Here is a 16,609-nt window from a genome sequence, read left to right as displayed (position 1 = left end):
GGGGTTCTCTCCCTTGTGATGGAGGGCGGGACGGGACGGACGGCGGGCGGGCCGAGCGGTCAGTGGGGTCGGCACAGGGCTCGCAGTCGGTGTTCGAGCTGTTCCTCGTCGGCGCCCTCGACCAGGAACGCGGCCTTTCCGTCCACCGCGTCGGCCGGGCCGGTCTGCTGTTCCGGCCCCTGGGGGGCGGAGAACTCGACGAGCCAGTCCGGTCGTTCGGCGGGAACGCTGGGCTGCGGGCCACCGGTCCAGAGCAGCCAGCCGGTCGGTGCGGCCGTGCGCGCCAGTTCCGCGGGTCCCGTCCACAGCCCGGCGGACAACAGACACGCGGCCTGGGACAGGTCGACGCCGTAGGTGTGGCGAACGGCGTTCTTGATCAGCGCTCCGCCGGTGCGGCAGGCGACCTCGCCCGCGAAGAGCGCGCCTCGGGCGTCTTCGAGGAACTCCATGTGCAGCACGTGCACGCCGTGACCCGCGGGCAGGTTGGCGACGAAACGCTCGGCGGTGTCCGTGAGCAGCTTCGTACGGAGCGACCCGGGATCGAGCATGACCGAGCCGAGGTTGTCGGTGCGGAACCGGTGCGGCGGGCTGAGGTAACGCGACGGCGAGACGAGCGGCGCCGTGCCGCCGTCGACCAGGACGTCCACGTGGAGAACGGTGCCCGCGACGTACTGCTCGGCCATCAGCCCACCGCTGTGCAGGGCGGTGAGCAGGCCGGGGTCCTCGAGGCACGCCCGCCGGACCGACGGCCCGTCGGGCAGCACCCGCACTCCGACGGAGCCGGCGCCGTCGCGGGGCTTGACGACGATGGTGCCGAGATCCTCCTGGGCCGCGTACAGGTCCTCGCAGCAGCGCACCTCACGGAAGGGCACGGCCGGCACCGGAAGCCCGTCGAACAGGCGCTTCATCGCGATCTTGTCGCGGAACCGCAGGGCCGTCGCCGAACCGAGTCCAGGGATGCCGAAGAGGGTGCGGGCCTCGGCGGCCCGCAGTACGTCGTCCTCCGAGTTCGCGAAGAGCCGGTCCGGCCTGTCCGCGGCACAGAGACGGAACAGCTCGGCGGTCGCGGCGGGTGAGGCGTAGTCCTCCACGACCACGCGGCGCACCCCTTCGGCCAGGTCCCCGGGCCCACGATCGGCGTCGGCCGAGGTGAACAGGGTGATACGGACGTCGGGGTCGGCTGCCCGCAGCCAGTGGTCGCACCGCGCGGCCGACCCGGGCCGTTGCATGATCAGGACGTGCACGTACGTCACCCTTCCGTTTGCGCCGTGACGAGGCGGTGATCGAGCCGGGCGACCGGCAGGGGCAGGAGCAGGACCGCGCCGAGCAGCAGCGCGCCGAGCGCGGCCCACCCGGCGCCGCCCCAGCCGAGTACGACGACGGTGATCAGTGGCGGTCCGAGCACGTCCTGCGCGCTGTTGGCCAGTGCGAAGATCGAGAGGTACTCGGCCTTGCGGTGCTCCGGCGCGTATCTGTAGGACAGCTCCCAGGCGCCGATCGACTGCCACAGTTCACCGAGAGTCAGCAGCACGGTGGCGGCCATCAGCGCGGCCCCGGCGAAGACCGGGCCCAACGGGGCCGCCGCGGCGGCGAACACCGCGCACGAGGTGATCAGCGCGCACCCGGCGAGCCGCATCGCGCGTAGACCACCGCCGTCCCGTTCCGCGCCCTTGGCGAGCGGGACCTGGAAGAGCACCGCCATCACGGTGTTCAGCACCACCAGCGCCGACACCAGCGCGGTGGGCGCGTCCGTCCTCCGCACCGTCCACAGCGGCACGGCCACCGCAAGCACGGACATGTGGACGGCGAGTACGCAGTTCACCGCGGTGAGCGCCAGATACCTCCGGTCACCGAACCCGCGCAGAAAGTTCAGTCCGCCCCGGCGCACGGGCGGTGGTGCCGATTCCACCCTCAGCCGTGCGAGCAACAGGGCGGCGACCACGAACGACCCGGCGTCCGCCAGGATGATCGTCCGGTACGCCGACGCCGATCCGACGGTCAGCAGCGGAGCGGTGAGCAGGGCGCCGAGGGAGAACCCGACATTGCGCACCGAACGCATCGTCGCCATGGCACGCGTACGGTCCTGGCCCGGCACCGCCACCGACACCACCGCCTGACTCGCGGGCGAGACCACGCGCTCGACGAGCCCGAGGAGCGCCGACACGACGACGAAGGCGACCGGTCCGTGCACGAAGGCGAGAACCGCGAACCACACCGCACGCCACAGCTGATACACCATCAGCATCCGCCGGGCGCCCCACCGGTCGGTGAGGACGCCGAGCGGAACCGTCGCCAAGAACGCCGTCAGCCCGGTGACGGCCAGTCCGGCACCGACCTGCGCCTCGCTCAGACCGACCACGCGGATGAAGAAGATCGTGGACCCGGCCAGGTAGAAGCCTGTTCCGACCGAGTCGAACAGCGTGATGACGGCGAATGCCCGACCGGCCGCGGACCGCGGAACGTAGGCCCGTAAGAGCCGTTCGATCAGCAAGTGCGGACCTCGATCAGCCCGGCGGCACAGGCCGCGTTCCGTGCGGCGTGCACGGCCGTCGTGCCGGTGGCGAGCAGATGGCCGATGCGGTCCCAGGAACTGGTCGGTTCCCTGATCACCGTGCCGGGCTCCGCGGTCAGCTCGACCTCGCGTACGCCTTCCGCGGTCCGGCTCTCCGCCAGCCCCGTGACCGTACGCACCACGCCCGGCGGTGCGGACAGGAACCGGATCGCCGCGCCCGCGACGGCCGGGCCGCGGGTCGGTGCGCCGCGGCCCTCCAGGACGCCGAGCAGGTCGGCCACCATCCGGCCGCCGTAGGCGAGGTCGATGAGCACGTCGATGCTGTCGCCCGGCAGCCGCCCCGCACACTCGACGAGATGCGGTCGTACCCCGTCGACGAGAATCCACTCGGCGTGCAGCACGCCGGACCCGAACCCTGTCGAGTCGATCAACCGCCGCATCAGCCGGGTGAGTTCGCCGATGACCGCGGGAGGCAGCGCCGCCGGGACGACATGCCCCAGCTCCACCGGCGACGGCCCTGACTGCAACAGCTTCTCGGTGACGTTGACGAACAGCAGCTCACCACGGTCGACCAGGCACTCCACGCTTACCTCGGGCCCGGACAGCCGTTCCTCGACGAGGAAGCGGCCGGCTCCGGTGTCACGAGCGCGCATCCTCGGCTCGTCCGCCGTGGTCGCGGCCTTCCACGCCACCGCCGCGTCGTCCTCGGCGTCGAGCAGCCGAACACCGAGGCTGGCCTGCCGGTCGACCGGTTTCACCACACAACGGCCACCGTGTCCGGCCCGGAACGCGACGACGTCCTGCACACTTTCGGCCGGCCGCCAACGAGGCTGCGGCAGTCCGGCGGAATCGGCGTGGGCACGCAGGGCGGACTTGTCCCGCAGGACCGCCGCCGCCGATGTGCCCGCCCCGGGCAGTCCCCACGCGTCGGCCAGGGTCGCGGCGGCCACCACGCCGTACTCGGTCGCCGGGACGACGGCGCGAACGTGTCCGGGCTTCGGAACTGCACGCAGCACCCTGGCAGGATCCTGTTCGTCCTGCACCGGCGCGTGGACAACGCCTTTGACGCACGCGTGGCTCGCGGCCCGTCTGTGCGCGTCACGCGCGGTGGCGACGTGTTCATCCTCCACGACGAGGACGGACGCCGCTGGTAACAGGCTGTCAAGATCCGAGAGCAGCCCCTTGCTGAACCCGCAAAGGACATGCGTGACGTCCACGAGTTGCATCCCCCAATGAAGCAGCTAAAGTCGGGCGGTCAACCCCGGCGGAGCCTGCAGTACACCTCCGCCTTCACCTGAGTTCATTTCGTGTCCATGCCAGGGCAGTCTAGCGATCATGCTGGTTCTGTCCAGCCGTTTATGGCGGACGCCCCCGGTCCGGATCAGCGGCCCTGCGAAACGTTCCTTGTCAGGTGCGCGGTCGATGGGTAGCGTTCCTGCACGATTGCGCCGACCGGGGAATGGCTGCACAGGAGGTGTCCCGTGCGACATGAGATTCGCTCCTCCTTAGCGGACGAGTCGGAGTATTTTGACGAGCTGGACAAAGACCTCGGACCGGCGGGTTCGTGGGGGCGGCTACTGGCGCTTGAAGGCGACAGGAGGTGGCTGTTCGAATACCACACGTTCAGCGACGACATGGATCGCCCCGTGGCGGTTGTGCCGGTATATCGCAGACGGGTGAAAAAGTGGCCCAACTCCTTCTACACGCCACATGCGTTGAACGCCGACAACAACGTCCCGGACACCGATGAGTGTCTTCTCGTGGGCGGTCGCGACGGCGTGTCGTCCTCACTGCATGTGCGCTCCGATGCCCGCAGCCCTGAGGTGTACCGAGAAATCCTGTACGCGATTCGGGCCAGCTACCCCGAAAAGTACCGTTATCTGTACTTCCCCTGCTTCCCTCAGGCCCAGCTGGACCTGGTGAGCGAGGCCCTCCCGACGAAGCTGCTGCGTGCGCCGATAGGCCAGGACGCGAGGATGGACCGGCTCTTCGGCGACTGGGAAAAGAGCCTGCTGTCGAAACAACGGTCGACGCTGCGCCGGGACATCCTCGATTCCGGGCGTCTGGGAGTGCGAACGGCCGTCTTTTCTTGGTCCGAAGCCCGCGAGCAGGCCGCTCCGTTGATCGTGGACCACCATCGCCGGAAGGAGATGGTCGACCACCCGGACCTCGTTGATTTCAGGATCCGGCAGTGGGAGGCCCAACCCGGGGTGCGGATACTCGTCTACAAGGCGTGGGGTCCGGGCGTCACGGGCTTTCTTGTCGCAGCCGTCTGGAAGGACTGGATGGATCTGCTGGAGATAGGCCTCTCCCCTGGCGGCGCTGAAGAACGGCGATGCGTCTACGCGCAGCTGATCGCACATCTCCCCGCGTCGACCGCCAAAGCGATGAACCTGACGAAAATGCGCGCCGGCCTCAGCGCCAAGCAGGCGAAATCCGCCCGTGGCGCGTACTTCTCCGAAGTGGAATCCGGTCTTTCGCTCATTCCGCGCTGAGCGGCCCCACCCCGCCCCGCCCCGAGACCGGCCAGGGCCTGGGTGTCCCGGGGGCTCTGGGCCTCGGTGCCGGATCGCCCTGCATGACTCCGGAATACCCCCTGGGGGTATCTGGTTGTGAGGAGGACCAGATCCGGCAAGGGGAGGCTGACGATGGACCACACCGCACACCAGCACCACCACGCCCACCATGACTCCGGTGTCTCCTGGCGCACCGCCGCACAGGCCACGCTGCACTGCCTGACGGGCTGCGCCATCGGCGAAGTCCTCGGCATGGTCATCGGCACCGCCGCGGGCCTGCACAACGCGGCCACCGTCGTCGTCTCCATCGCGCTGGCCTTCGTCTTCGGGTACGCGCTGACCATGCGTGGTGTGCTGCGCGCCGGGCTGCCGGCCCGCCAGGCGTTCAGGGTTGCTCTGGCCGCGGACACCGTGTCCATCGCCGTCATGGAAGTGATCGACAACACCGTCGTCCTGGGCGTGCCCGGTGCCATGGACGCCGGTCTCGGCCAGTTCCTCTTCTGGGCGTCGCTCGCACTCTCCCTGGCTATGGCCTTCGTGCTCACCACGCCGGTGAACCGGTGGATGATCGGCCGCGGCAGGGGGCATGCCGTCGTGCACGCCTACCACTGACGGACGTCGGCGCCGCCCCGCTCGCGACGCTTGCACCGGCGCCGGAACCCGAGGCCGGCGCACAGCGCGGCACGCCCGAGGAACAGGTGGCCGCCCATGGGCGACAGCTGCACGACGATGAGGACCAGAACCGCGTCGGGGGCCCAGCCGGTCCACTTCGCGTCAGGGGTCACTCGGTTCGTGTCAGGGGTCACCCGGTGGACGCGCCCCGAGCGGTTCGGCGGCTCGTCGCGGACGGGGAGCAGGAAGCACCGCCCGCCCGGGAGAGTCACGGCACGCGGTGTCGAAGCGCTCCCAGAGCACGGCCAGGTCCAGCACGTCGTACGGCAGAAGCGGGCAGCAAGACCGCGTTCCCGGACTTGGCCGGGAAGGACGCCGGCACCGCGAGACCCCGGAGGAGATCCTCGACCGTCGCTCCGCCTCGGGGGAGATCGGCACGGACACGTACACCGAGGCCCACGAACGTCTCGCCGCCCGCCGATCGAGGCCACAGTGACCGCACTCCGCAACCACCGGCTCAACTGACCGTGCTGCTTGCCGCGGTGGCCGGGCTGATCTCGGGCACCAGCACGACACCGCTCGCGGGGAAGCCGTAGACCCTGTCCGTGAGATAGCTCACCGGCGGGGTCGTCCACGTCCGTCGCCTGGCTGTGCGATCCCTCACAACCCGGGCCACAACGAGAAGCGGGCCCCTGCCGTGACTTCCGTCACCGGCAGAGACCCGTCTCGTCTCTGTGCGCGAGGGGGGAGTTGAACCCCCACGCCCTTGCGGGCACTGGAACCTGAATCCAGCGCGTCTGCCTATTCCGCCACCCGCGCATTGGGTGTGTCTTCCGTTTCCGGCCCTTTCGGGCTGGCCCCTTCCGACACCCAGAACATTAGCACGCCGTACGGGGTGGGTTCACATCCCTTCCCCGGGCCCGGGACAGGCCCGCAGCCGCCCCCTTCCCCGCCCGGCGGCAGGGCCGCACCCTCCTACCCGGAGCTCGCGCCCCGTACGTATCAAGGAGACCCGTCTCACGTATCAACCTCGTACCGGTCCCCGGCATCTCCCCAGGAGGCGGGACAGGTCCACAGCCAGGTGCGGGACACTGGTCTTCGCCCCCCTCTACGATCCATGGCAACGGGAGTGCGCACCAGGAGTTCGAAGGGGAGCCGCTGGGGGAACCGGCTGATTGCCGGGCGCGTAGATACGATCAGTGAGCAGTACCAGCACGACCGGGCAAGGCAGCGCACACAACAGGCAAGACAACGGCAGGGACGGAGGAGGTGCCCCATGGGAGTTCTGAAGAAGTTCGAGCAGCGTCTCGAAGGTCTGGTGAACGGCACCTTCGCCAAGGTCTTCAAGTCCGAGGTCCAGCCCGTGGAGATCGCCGGCGCGCTCCAGCGTGAGTGCGACAACAACGCGACGATCTGGAACCGCGACCGGACCGTCGTACCCAACGACTTCATCGTGGAGCTGAGCGCGCCGGACTACGAGCGCCTCAGCCCCTACTCGGGCCAGCTCGGCGACGAGCTGGCCGGCATGGTGCGCGACTACGCCAAGCAGCAGCGCTACACCTTCATGGGGCCGATCAAGGTCAACCTGGAGAAGGCCGACGACCTGGACACCGGCCTGTACCGGGTGCGCTCGCGCACCCTCGCCTCCTCCAGCAGCCAGCAGGCCCCCGCGGCCCCGGCCCCCGGCCGCCCCGCGCAGAGCGCCCCGGGCGGTTACGGCTACCCGCCCGCCGCCACGCCCGCCGGCGCACCCCCGATGCCGTCCGCGCCGCCGCCCGGCGCCCGCCCCGGCGGATACGGCTACCCCCAGCCCGCCACCCAGCGGCCCGCGGCCGCTCCGATGAGCGGCGGGCGCACCCGCTACTGGATCGAGATCAACGGCACCCGCCACCAGATCTCCCGCGCGACGCTCGTGCTGGGCCGCAGCACCGACGCCGACGTGCGGATCGACGACCCCGGCGTCTCGCGCCGGCACTGCGAGATCCGGACCGGAACGCCCTCGACGATCCAGGATCTCGGTTCCACCAACGGCATCGTGGTGGACGGGCAGCACACCACCCGCGCTACGCTCCGCGACGGCTCGCGGATCGTCGTGGGCAGCACCACCGTTATCTATAGGCAAGCCGAAGGGTGAAGCGGGGGCAATGTCAGAGCTGACCCTCACGGTCATGCGGCTGGGTTTCCTGGCCGTACTGTGGCTGTTCGTGATCGTGGCCGTGCAGGTCATCCGGAGCGACCTGTTCGGTACGCGCGTCACCCAGCGCGGATCGCGTAGGGAGGCCGGTCGCCAGCAGCAGGCGCCCCGGCAGCAGCCGGCCGCGCCCCCGCAGCAGCGCAATCAGCAGCGGGGCCAGCAGGGCGGCGGCCGGCGCGGCCGCAACGCCCCCAGCAAGCTGGTGGTGACGGAAGGCACACTCACCGGCACCACGGTCGCCCTGCAGGGCCAGACGATCACGCTGGGCCGGGCACACGACTCCACGATCGTGCTGGACGACGACTACGCCTCCAGCCGCCATGCCAGGATCTACCCGGACCGCGACGGCCAGTGGATCGTCGAGGACCTCGGCTCCACCAACGGCACCTACCTGGACCGGTCCCGGCTGACGACTCCCACGCCGATCCCGCTGGGCGCGCCGATCCGCATCGGCAAGACCGTCATCGAGCTGCGGAAGTAGTACGACAATGAGCGAGCGGAGCGAGCACGCAGCGGCAGGCCGCACCCGGGCCGCCGGCGCGCTCCCGACCGGAGGGTGGGCAGTGTGGCTCGACACGACCGGCTGCATTCGGAGCCGACGGGCGAGGTGCGCATGAGTCTGTCACTGCGCTTTGCCGCCGGATCGCACAAGGGCATGATCCGTGAGGGCAACGAGGACTCCGGCTACGCCGGTCCCCGCCTGCTCGCGATCGCCGACGGCATGGGCGGCCAGGCGGCCGGCGAGGTCGCCTCCTCCGAGGTCATCTCCACCCTCGTCACGCTCGACGACGACGTGCCCGGCTCCGACATCCTCACCTCGCTCGGCACGGCCGTACAGCGCGCCAACGACCAGCTGCGCGCCATGGTCGAGGAGGACCCCCAGCTCGAAGGCATGGGGACGACCCTCACCGCGCTGCTGTGGACCGGACAGCGGCTCGGCCTGGTCCACGTCGGCGACTCCCGCGCCTATCTGCTGCGCGACGGCGTCCTCACCCAGATCACCCAGGACCACACCTGGGTGCAGCGGCTCGTCGACGAGGGCCGGATCACCGAGGAAGAGGCCACCACCCACCCGCAGCGCTCCCTGCTGATGCGCGCCCTCGGCAGCGCCGAGCACGTCGAGCCCGATCTGTCGATCCGCGAGGTGCGGGCCGGCGACCGCTATCTGATCTGCTCCGACGGGCTGTCCGGGGTCGTCTCCCACCAGACGCTGGAGGAGACCCTCGCCAGCTACCAGGGCCCGCAGGAGACCGTGCAGGAGCTGATCCAGCTCGCGCTGCGCGGCGGCGGCCCCGACAACATCACCGTCATCGTCGCCGACGTCCTGGACCTGGACACCGGTGACACCCTCGCCGGGCAGCTGTCGGACCAGCCGGTCGTGGTCGGCGCGGTCGCCGAGAACCAGCACCACCTGCACGACAACGGCATCATGCAGACCCCGGCCGGCCGCGCCTCCCACCTGGGCCGCAGGCAGCCCGGGCACGGCGGCGGCGAGTTCGGCCCGCCCGGCTCCGGTGACACCACCGGGTACGTCCCGGCGGGCAGCTTCGACGACTACGCCGACGGCGACTTCACCAAGGCGCGCGGCGGACGCCGGTGGCTGAAGAGATCCCTGTACAGCGTCCTCGCCCTGGCCGTCCTCGGCGGCGGCCTCTACGGCGGCTACCGCTGGACGCAGACGCAGTACTACGTCGGCGCCAAGGGCGAGCACGTGGCGCTGTACCGCGGCATCAGCCAGGACCTGGCCTGGGTGTCCCTGTCGAAGGTCGAGAAGGACCACCCCGAGATCGAACTCAAGTACCTGCCGCCCTACCAGCAGAAGCAGGTGAAGGCCACGATCACCGCGGGCGGTCTGCAGCAGGCCCAGGCGAAGATCGACGCGCTGTCGGTACAGGCCTCCGCATGCCGGAAGCAGGCGGAACGCAACGCCGCCCAGTCGCAGCAGAACGCCAAGACGGGCCAGGGCGAGGCCGGAGGCACCACGGGAACCACCCGTACCGCTTTCACGTCCAAGGCATCACCGACACCGCACCCATCCGGTTCGGCGCCCGCTACGAAGAACCCTTCGAAGCCCCCGTCCGCATCCGCCACTCCGAACCCCGGCCCGAGCCTCTCCGAGGATGAGAAGAAGGTCGTCGATCAGTGCGGCAAGCAGTAGCGAAGCCGCGAGAGGCCCTGTCACACGATGAGCAGTACGAGTAACCCCGCGACGCACCACACGTCCACGATCGGCGCGATCGGCGCGCCGAGCCGCCGCAACACCGAGCTGGCCCTGCTGGTCTTCGCCGTGGCCATCCCGGTGTTCGCCTACGCCAACGTGGGCCTGGCCATCAACGACTCGGTGCCCGCAGGGCTGCTGGAGTACGGCCTCGGCCTCGGTCTGCTGGCCGGCGTGGCCCATCTCGCGGTGCGCAAGTTCGCCCCGTACGCCGACCCGCTGCTGCTGCCGCTGGCCACCCTGCTCAACGGACTCGGGCTGGTCGTCATCTGGCGGCTGGACCAGTCGAAACTGCTGCAGTCGCTGCGCGGCTTCGCCCCGTACGCGCCCCGGCAGCTGCTGTACACCGCGCTGGCCATCGCCGTGTTCGCCGTGGTGCTGATCTTCCTGAAGGACCACCGCGTCCTGCAGCGATACACGTACATCTCGATGTTCGGCGCCCTGGTCCTGCTGATCCTGCCGCTGGTGCCGGGCCTCGGGGCCAACATCTTCGGCGCCAAGATCTGGATCAGGGTCCCGGGTCTGGGCACGCTCCAGCCCGGCGAGTTCGCGAAGATCGTCCTCGCCATCTTCTTCGCCGGCTACCTGATGGTGAAGCGCGACGCCCTGGCCCTCGCCAGCCGCCGCTTCATGGGCCTGTACCTGCCGCGCGGCCGCGACCTCGGCCCCATCCTGGTCGTCTGGGCGATCTCGATCCTCATCCTGGTCTTCGAGACCGACCTCGGCACCTCGCTGCTGTTCTTCGGAATGTTCGTCATCATGCTGTACGTCGCCACCGAGCGGACCAGCTGGATCGTCTTCGGTCTGCTGATGTCGGCGGTCGGCGCGGTCGGCGTGGCGAGCTTCGAGCCGCACATCCAGACGCGTGTGCAGGCCTGGCTCAACCCGATGCGCGAGTACAAGCTCAGCCGCCAGGTCACCCACGACGGCATCCTCCACTCCGACCAGCTCCAGCAGGCCCTGTGGGCGTTCGGCTCCGGCGGCACCCTCGGCACCGGCTGGGGCCAGGGCCACTCGGACCTGATCAAGTTCGCCGCGAACTCCGACTTCGTCCTCGCCACCTTCGGCGAGGAGCTGGGTCTCGCCGGTGTCATGGCGATCCTGCTGATCTACGGCCTGATCGTGGAGCGCGGCGTGCGCACCGCCCTCGCCGCCCGCGACCCGTTCGGCAAGCTGCTCGCCGTCGGGCTGTCCGGCGCCTTCGCCCTCCAGGTCTTCGTGGTGGCCGGCGGTGTCATGGGGCTCATCCCGCTGACCGGTATGACCCTGCCGTTCGTCGCGTACGGCGGCTCGTCCGTGCTGGCCAACTGGGCGCTGATCGGCATCCTCATCCGCATCAGCGACACCGCCCGCCGCCCGGCGCCCGCCCCGGCCGCCAACCCCGACGCCGAGATGACCCAGGTGGTGCGCCCGTCATGAACAAGCCCCTGCGCCGGATCGCGATCTTCTGCGGCCTCCTCGTCCTGGCCCTGCTCATCCGCGACAACTGGCTCCAGTACCTCAAGGCCGACCAGTTGCGCACCGACCCCGCCAACCGCCGCGTCGCCATCGAGCGGTACGCCAACCCGCGCGGCGACATCATCGTCGACGGCAACCCGATAACCGGCTCGGTCGAGGCCAAGAGCGGCGACTTCAAGTACAAGCGGACGTACAAGAACGGGGCCATGTGGGCCCCCATCACCGGCTACTCCTCCCAGGCCTACGGCAGCAACATGCTGGAGGGCGTCGAGGACGGCATCCTCACCGGCACCGACGACAAGCTCTTCTTCCGCAACACCCTCGACATGATCACGGGCAAGCCGAAGCAGGGCGGCAACGTCGTCACCACGCTGAACTCGGCGGCGCAGAAGGCGGCGTTCGACGGCCTGAAGGCGCAAGGGGGCAAGGGCGCCGTGGTCGCCCTGGAGCCCTCCACCGGCAAGATCCTCGCGCTGGCCTCCTACCCGTCGTACGACCCGTCCTCCATCGCCGGCGGCTCGGACGGCACTACCTGGACCAGCCTGACCAAGGACAAGGCCGAGCCCATGCTGAACCGGGCGCTGCGCGAGACCTACCCGCCGGGCTCCACCTTCAAGGTGGTCACCGCGGCGGCCGCGCTGGAGAACGGTCTGTACAAGTCGGCCGACGAGCCCACCAACTCGCCGCTGCCCTGGATCATGCCGGGCACGACGACGCCGCTGAAGAACGAGGGCAACATCCAGTGCAAGAACGTGTCCCTGCGTGAGGCACTGCGGCTGTCCTGCAACAGCGTCTTCGGCAAGGTCGGCGCGGACCTCGGCAACGACAAGATGCTGGCCGAGGCGAAGAAGTTCGGCTTCGACTCCGAGCAGTTCACCCCGATCCGCTCCAGCGCGTCGGCGTTCTCGGACAACATGAACAAGTCGCAGACCGCGCTGTCCTCCATCGGCCAGTACAACACCGCCGCGACCCCGCTGCAGATGGCCATGGTCGCCTCGGCGGTCGCCAACGACGGCAAGTTGATGAAGCCGTACATGGTCGACGAGCTGGAGTCCTCCAACCTCGACCCGGTCGAGAAGACCCAGCCGGAGGAGATGAGCCGGCCGCTGTCGCCGGCCAACGCGCAGATCCTGCAGGACATGATGGAGACGGTCGTCAAGCAGGGCACTGGCACGAAGGCGCAGATCCCGGGCGTCACCGTGGGCGGCAAGACCGGTACCGCGCAGCACGGTGTGGCGAACAGCGCCAACCCGTACGCCTGGTTCGTCTCCTTCGCCAAGATGCCCGACGGCAGCTCGCCGGTCGCCGTGGCCGTGGTGATCGAGGACGAGAGCGCCAACCGCGACGACATCTCCGGCGGCGGCCTGGCCGCGCCGATCGCCAAGAACGTCATGGAGGCGGTCATCCAGTCCAAGAAGTGACGGAAGTGACCCCCATCACGTCCCCTTCACATCGCCGCACGTTGCGATACCGGTCCTGTATCGGGTTACGGGCTTGGCCAGGTCACACAGAGCGAGCCGGGTACGGTAGGCCCGGACGGCAGCCTCCGGCCGCACACGACTGTGCGGCCGGGACCGACGGAGAGGGCTGGTAGGTAGCTATGGAAGAGCCGCGTCGCCTCGGCGGCCGGTACGAGCTGGGCCAGGTGCTCGGCCGTGGTGGCATGGCCGAGGTCTACCTCGCGCATGACACCCGCCTGGGCCGCACCGTGGCAGTGAAGACCCTGCGCGCCGACCTGGCACGCGACCCTTCCTTCCAGGCCCGGTTCCGCCGGGAGGCCCAGTCGGCCGCCTCGCTCAACCATCCCGCGATCGTCGCGGTCTACGACACGGGCGAGGACTACATCGACGGGGTCTCGATCCCGTACATCGTCATGGAGTACGTCGACGGCTCCACGCTCCGTGAGCTTCTTCACTCCGGCCGCAAGCTCCTGCCCGAGCGCGCGATGGAAATGACCATCGGCATCCTCCAGGGCCTGGAGTACGCCCACCGCAACGGCATCGTCCACCGCGACATCAAGCCGGCCAACGTCATGCTGACCCGCAACGGCCAGGTCAAGGTGATGGACTTCGGCATCGCCCGCGCCATGGGCGACGCCGGCATGACCATGACCCAGACAGCGGCGGTCATCGGCACGGCCCAGTACCTCTCGCCGGAGCAGGCGAAGGGCGAGCAGGTCGACGCCAGGTCGGACCTGTACTCGACGGGTTGCCTCCTGTACGAGCTGCTGACGGTACGGCCCCCCTTCGTCGGCGACTCCCCTGTCGCGGTGGCCTACCAGCACGTCCGCGAGGAGCCCCAGCCCCCGTCGGTCTTCGATCCCGAGATCACCTCCGAGATGGACGCGATCGTCCTGAAGGCGCTGGTCAAGGACCCGAACTACCGCTACCAGTCGGCCGACGAGATGCGCGCCGACATCGAGGCCTGCCTGGACGGCCAGCCGGTCGCGGCGACGGCCGCGCTGGGCGCGGTGGGCTACGGCGGCTACCCCGACGACCAGCCGACGACGGCCCTGCGCCCGGACGCCGGTGCGGGAGCGACCAGCATGCTCCCGCCGATGAACCCGGACGACGGCGGCTACGGCTACGACGAGCCCTCGGGCCGCCGCCGCCAACCGCAGAAGAAGTCCAACACCTCCACGATCCTCCTGGTGGTCGCGGGCGTCCTGGTCCTGATCGGCGCGATCCTGATCGGCAAATGGTTCGCCACCGGCGGCAACCCGGGCGACGGCAAGGTACCGGTACCGAACTTCGTCGGTCAGACGGAGAAATCGGCACGGGCCATGGCCGAGAACGTGGACCTGAAGCTCGCCCCGCCGACCCGGAAGCCCTGCGAGGACCAGCCCAAGGGCGACGTCTGCTCGCAGAACCCCGGCGAAGGCACCAAGGTCGACAAGGGCAGCACCGTCAGCCTGGTGATCTCGACGGGCGCTCCCAAGGTCCAGGTGCCGGACGTCCGCGGCAGCCAGTTCGACCAGGCCGAGTCCCTCCTGACGGACAAGGGCTTCAAGGTCGAGAAGAAGACCCAGGTGTCGTCCCAGACGCCCAACGTCGTCATCGACCAGAACCCGCAGGCCGGCGCCAGCAAGCAGAAGGGCACGACGATCACTCTCACGGTCGCCAAACCGGAGGAGAAGGTCACCATCCCCGGCGACGTCGTCGGCAAGTCCTGCGACGATGCCAAGTCCGAGCTGCAGAACCTGGGTCTCTCCCCGACCTGCGTCGACACCCCCACCACCAACCAGGACGACGACGGCAAGGTCCTGTCGACCAACCCGCAGGCGGGCCAGCAGGTCGACAAGAACCAGCAGGTCACCCTCAACGTCGGCAAGTTCCAGCAGGCCCAGCCGACCCAGGTGCCCAACGTCACGACCCAGCCGCTGAAGCAGGCCCAGCAGACCCTTCAGCAGCAGGGATTCACGCAGATCACGGTCAACGGACCGACTGACGACAAGGCACGGGTCATCCAGCAGACCCCGCCGGCGGGAACCCAGGCCGACCCGAGCAACACCCAGATCGTCCTGACCACCGCCGACTTCGGCGGCGGCAACGGAGGCAACGACAACGGCGGCATCTTCGGCGGCATCAACGGCTGACCGCTCCGGCCCCGGTTCCCGACCAGCTGGGAACCGGGGTCTCCCTGTCTCTTCACCTCAGAAGAGGGGAAGTTTCAAGACAAGATCATTTCCGGCATATGCACACCCAAGGGCCTCACGAAAACGGCATGCTCCATATTCCGGACAAGTAGCAAGACCGAAGCGTTACTTCCCGGACAAAGCGCCGCACTTCTACGCTCCACACCATGAATAGAAATGCTGTTCGAATTTCCATGGTGGGCCTCGCCGCAGCGGCGTTGGTCGGCGCAACGTCGGTGAGCAACGCATACGCCGCCACCGGTGTTTCGGGGTGCTCGACCACGGGCTCTTCGGGCGGAGCCACCTTCACGAACTGGACCTCGAAGCACGTCGACATCCAGGACATGAACGTCTACGACACGGCGTCAGACGGCTACAGTGTGGCCATCCGGCTGATCTCCTACAACGGAAGCACCAGCCATTACTGGCCCTGGCACCACAACTACAAGGGTGCTGGAACCTCCATTCATCTGGACACCACTGCCAGTGACGCCTACGGCCCGCTGAAGAAGCTCACCGTCGAGGTGGGCACCTTCAAGGGCAGCGAGGAGTGGTTCGGCTGCACGGACTCCTGCCCTAGTCCCTCAGTCCCGGCCGACGGCCCCGCCGCTGCCGGCACTCCCGCAAGGGGGCCCGGCAGCGGCCGCGGGGGCCGCCTGGGCGCCGTCACGGGGACCGCGAAGGACCGCTGTCAGCCCCGCAGTTCCGCCGGAGGCGTCCGCTCGCTGTCCACCTTCTCCACCCGGACCAGCTCCCCCCACACCACGTACCGGTACTCCGAGGTGTAGACGGGCGTGCACGTCGTCAGGGTGATGTAGTGGCCCGGCTTCTTCTTGCCGGACTCCTTCGGGACCTGGTCGGTGACCTTGACGTTGTACTTCGAGGTCTCCGGAAGGATCGAGAAGACCTTGTAGACGTACCAGTCGTCCCGCGTCTCGAAGACGATCGGGTCGCCCTTGCGCACCTTGTCGATGTTGTGGAACTTCGCTCCGTGGCCGTCGCGGTGGGCGGCGAGGGTGAAGTTGCCCGTCTTGCCGGACATGGGAAGGGTCGCCTTGACCGGTTCCGTGTAGTAGCCGGCCACACCGTCGTTGAGGACGTCCGTGCCCGTGCCCTTCTCGACCAGGACCTCGCCGTTCTTCATCGCCGGCACATGCAGGAAGCCGATGCCGTCCTTGGTGTCCAGCGCACCCGGGCCGGAGGCCGTGGAATGGGCCCAGTTCCGGCGGACCCTGTCGGCCTCCTTGTTCGCCTTGCGGTCCGCTATCACGTTCGTCCACCACAGGGAGTAGACGACGAACAGGGCCAGCAACAGCCCCACCGTGATGAGGATTTCACCGAGGACGCTGACCGCCATGGCGATACGGCCGGGACGCCGGCCCCGCGCGGCGGGAGCCGGATCGGACGCGTCCGTGTGTTCTTCGGTGTCGTCGGCGGTCGCTGCCACTGTTTCCTCTGCCCCTAC

General features: G+C 69.1%; 14 protein-coding genes and 1 tRNA gene. 9 read left to right on the top strand and 6 right to left on the bottom strand.

All coding sequences use genetic code 11. The annotated features are described in order from the left end of the window. Positions 1 to 59 precede the first annotated feature (59 nt). The 3 genes from AB0D93_RS01255 to AB0D93_RS01245 are packed head-to-tail and all read right to left on the bottom strand — an operon-like array spanning position 60 to position 3,528. Positions 60 to 1,244, bottom strand: a complete 1,185-nt coding sequence (locus tag AB0D93_RS01255; protein ID WP_362110882.1) for a hypothetical protein — start codon at positions 1,242 to 1,244, stop codon at positions 60 to 62. A gap of 5 nt (positions 1,245 to 1,249) precedes the next feature. Beyond that, complete coding sequence (locus AB0D93_RS01250) at positions 1,250 to 2,491, bottom strand: MFS transporter (RefSeq protein WP_362110879.1); 1,242 nt, start codon at positions 2,489 to 2,491, stop codon at positions 1,250 to 1,252. Beyond that, entirely contained in the window at positions 2,485 to 3,528 is a 1,044-nt protein-coding gene (locus tag AB0D93_RS01245; protein ID WP_362110876.1) for an ATP-grasp domain-containing protein, read from the bottom strand. The genes AB0D93_RS01250 and AB0D93_RS01245 overlap by 7 nt, the downstream gene beginning before the upstream one ends. A gap of 465 nt (positions 3,529 to 3,993) precedes the next feature. Here AB0D93_RS01245 and AB0D93_RS01240 point away from each other — a divergent pair, with 465 nt between their 5' ends. Both AB0D93_RS01240 and AB0D93_RS01235 read left to right on the top strand, forming a co-directional pair. Next, positions 3,994 to 5,007: a hypothetical protein gene (locus tag AB0D93_RS01240; protein ID WP_362110873.1), complete on the top strand. Its 1,014-nt coding sequence runs from the start codon at positions 3,994 to 3,996 to the stop codon at positions 5,005 to 5,007. Between the two features lie 153 nt (positions 5,008 to 5,160). Next, positions 5,161 to 5,640 (top strand): DUF4396 domain-containing protein, encoded by a 480-nt coding sequence (locus AB0D93_RS01235; RefSeq protein WP_362110870.1) that lies wholly within the window; start codon positions 5,161 to 5,163, stop codon positions 5,638 to 5,640. Here AB0D93_RS01235 and AB0D93_RS01230 read toward each other — a convergent pair. Together AB0D93_RS01230 and AB0D93_RS01225 are read right to left on the bottom strand one after the other, a co-directional pair. After that, positions 5,631 to 5,813: a hypothetical protein gene (locus tag AB0D93_RS01230; protein WP_362110867.1), complete on the bottom strand. Its 183-nt coding sequence runs from the start codon at positions 5,811 to 5,813 to the stop codon at positions 5,631 to 5,633. The two genes, AB0D93_RS01235 and AB0D93_RS01230, sit on opposite strands and share 10 nt — an antisense overlap. A gap of 562 nt (positions 5,814 to 6,375) precedes the next feature. Then, positions 6,376 to 6,459, bottom strand: a tRNA-Leu gene (locus AB0D93_RS01225). Positions 6,460 to 6,916: 457 nt separating this feature from the next. On the opposite strand from AB0D93_RS01225, the gene AB0D93_RS01220 reads away from it, so the two are divergent. The 7 genes from AB0D93_RS01220 to AB0D93_RS01190 all read left to right on the top strand — a co-directional run bounded on the left by AB0D93_RS01220 (position 6,917) and on the right by AB0D93_RS01190 (position 15,932). After that, the gene (locus AB0D93_RS01220) at positions 6,917 to 7,774 is read left to right on the top strand and encodes a DUF3662 and FHA domain-containing protein (protein ID WP_362110864.1); all 858 of its coding nucleotides are present in this window, start codon (positions 6,917 to 6,919) and stop codon (positions 7,772 to 7,774) included. Positions 7,775 to 7,784: 10 nt separating this feature from the next. After that, the gene (locus AB0D93_RS01215; RefSeq protein WP_362110861.1) at positions 7,785 to 8,315 is read left to right on the top strand and encodes an FHA domain-containing protein; all 531 of its coding nucleotides are present in this window, start codon (positions 7,785 to 7,787) and stop codon (positions 8,313 to 8,315) included. A 132-nt stretch (positions 8,316 to 8,447) separates the two neighbouring features. After that, the gene (locus AB0D93_RS01210; protein ID WP_362110858.1) at positions 8,448 to 9,992 is read left to right on the top strand and encodes a Stp1/IreP family PP2C-type Ser/Thr phosphatase; all 1,545 of its coding nucleotides are present in this window, start codon (positions 8,448 to 8,450) and stop codon (positions 9,990 to 9,992) included. 27 nt (positions 9,993 to 10,019) lie between these two features. After that, positions 10,020 to 11,471: an FtsW/RodA/SpoVE family cell cycle protein gene (locus AB0D93_RS01205; protein WP_362110855.1), complete on the top strand. Its 1,452-nt coding sequence runs from the start codon at positions 10,020 to 10,022 to the stop codon at positions 11,469 to 11,471. Further along, positions 11,468 to 12,931: a penicillin-binding protein 2 gene (locus tag AB0D93_RS01200; protein WP_362110852.1), complete on the top strand. Its 1,464-nt coding sequence runs from the start codon at positions 11,468 to 11,470 to the stop codon at positions 12,929 to 12,931. Before AB0D93_RS01205 ends, AB0D93_RS01200 begins: the two co-directional genes overlap by 4 nt. Before the next feature lie 179 nt (positions 12,932 to 13,110). Continuing rightward, positions 13,111 to 15,105, top strand: a complete 1,995-nt coding sequence (gene pknB / locus AB0D93_RS01195; protein WP_362110849.1) for a Stk1 family PASTA domain-containing Ser/Thr kinase — start codon at positions 13,111 to 13,113, stop codon at positions 15,103 to 15,105. 206 nt (positions 15,106 to 15,311) lie between these two features. Continuing rightward, positions 15,312 to 15,932, top strand: coding sequence for a hypothetical protein (locus AB0D93_RS01190; RefSeq protein WP_362110846.1), 621 nt, complete (start codon positions 15,312 to 15,314; stop codon positions 15,930 to 15,932). Here AB0D93_RS01190 and AB0D93_RS01185 read toward each other — a convergent pair. Next, complete coding sequence (locus tag AB0D93_RS01185) at positions 15,836 to 16,591, bottom strand: class E sortase (RefSeq protein WP_362110843.1); 756 nt, start codon at positions 16,589 to 16,591, stop codon at positions 15,836 to 15,838. The genes AB0D93_RS01190 and AB0D93_RS01185 overlap by 97 nt on opposite strands. Between the last annotated feature and the right edge of the window lie 18 nt (positions 16,592 to 16,609).

Origin of the sequence: Streptomyces sp. NPDC048191, from assembly GCF_040652655.1 — a bacterium.
Taxonomy (GTDB): domain Bacteria; phylum Actinomycetota; class Actinomycetes; order Streptomycetales; family Streptomycetaceae; genus Streptomyces.
Note: the sequence above shows the minus strand (reverse complement) of the source record. Positions and strands in the feature narration are given on the sequence as shown.

What these genes read in the sequence shown, in the direction of transcription:
- AB0D93_RS01235 (WP_362110870.1), top strand. Translation starts at nt 5,161, where the DNA reads ATGGACCACACCGCACACCAGCACCACCACGCCCACCATGACTCCGGT.
- AB0D93_RS01220 (WP_362110864.1), top strand. Translation starts at nt 6,917, where the DNA reads ATGGGAGTTCTGAAGAAGTTCGAGCAGCGTCTCGAAGGTCTGGTGAAC.
- AB0D93_RS01215 (WP_362110861.1), top strand. Translation starts at nt 7,785, where the DNA reads ATGTCAGAGCTGACCCTCACGGTCATGCGGCTGGGTTTCCTGGCCGTA.
- AB0D93_RS01210 (WP_362110858.1), top strand. Translation starts at nt 8,448, where the DNA reads ATGAGTCTGTCACTGCGCTTTGCCGCCGGATCGCACAAGGGCATGATC.
- AB0D93_RS01205 (WP_362110855.1), top strand. Translation starts at nt 10,020, where the DNA reads ATGAGCAGTACGAGTAACCCCGCGACGCACCACACGTCCACGATCGGC.
- AB0D93_RS01200 (WP_362110852.1), top strand. Translation starts at nt 11,468, where the DNA reads ATGAACAAGCCCCTGCGCCGGATCGCGATCTTCTGCGGCCTCCTCGTC.
- pknB (WP_362110849.1), top strand. Translation starts at nt 13,111, where the DNA reads ATGGAAGAGCCGCGTCGCCTCGGCGGCCGGTACGAGCTGGGCCAGGTG.
- AB0D93_RS01190 (WP_362110846.1), top strand. Translation starts at nt 15,312, where the DNA reads ATGAATAGAAATGCTGTTCGAATTTCCATGGTGGGCCTCGCCGCAGCG.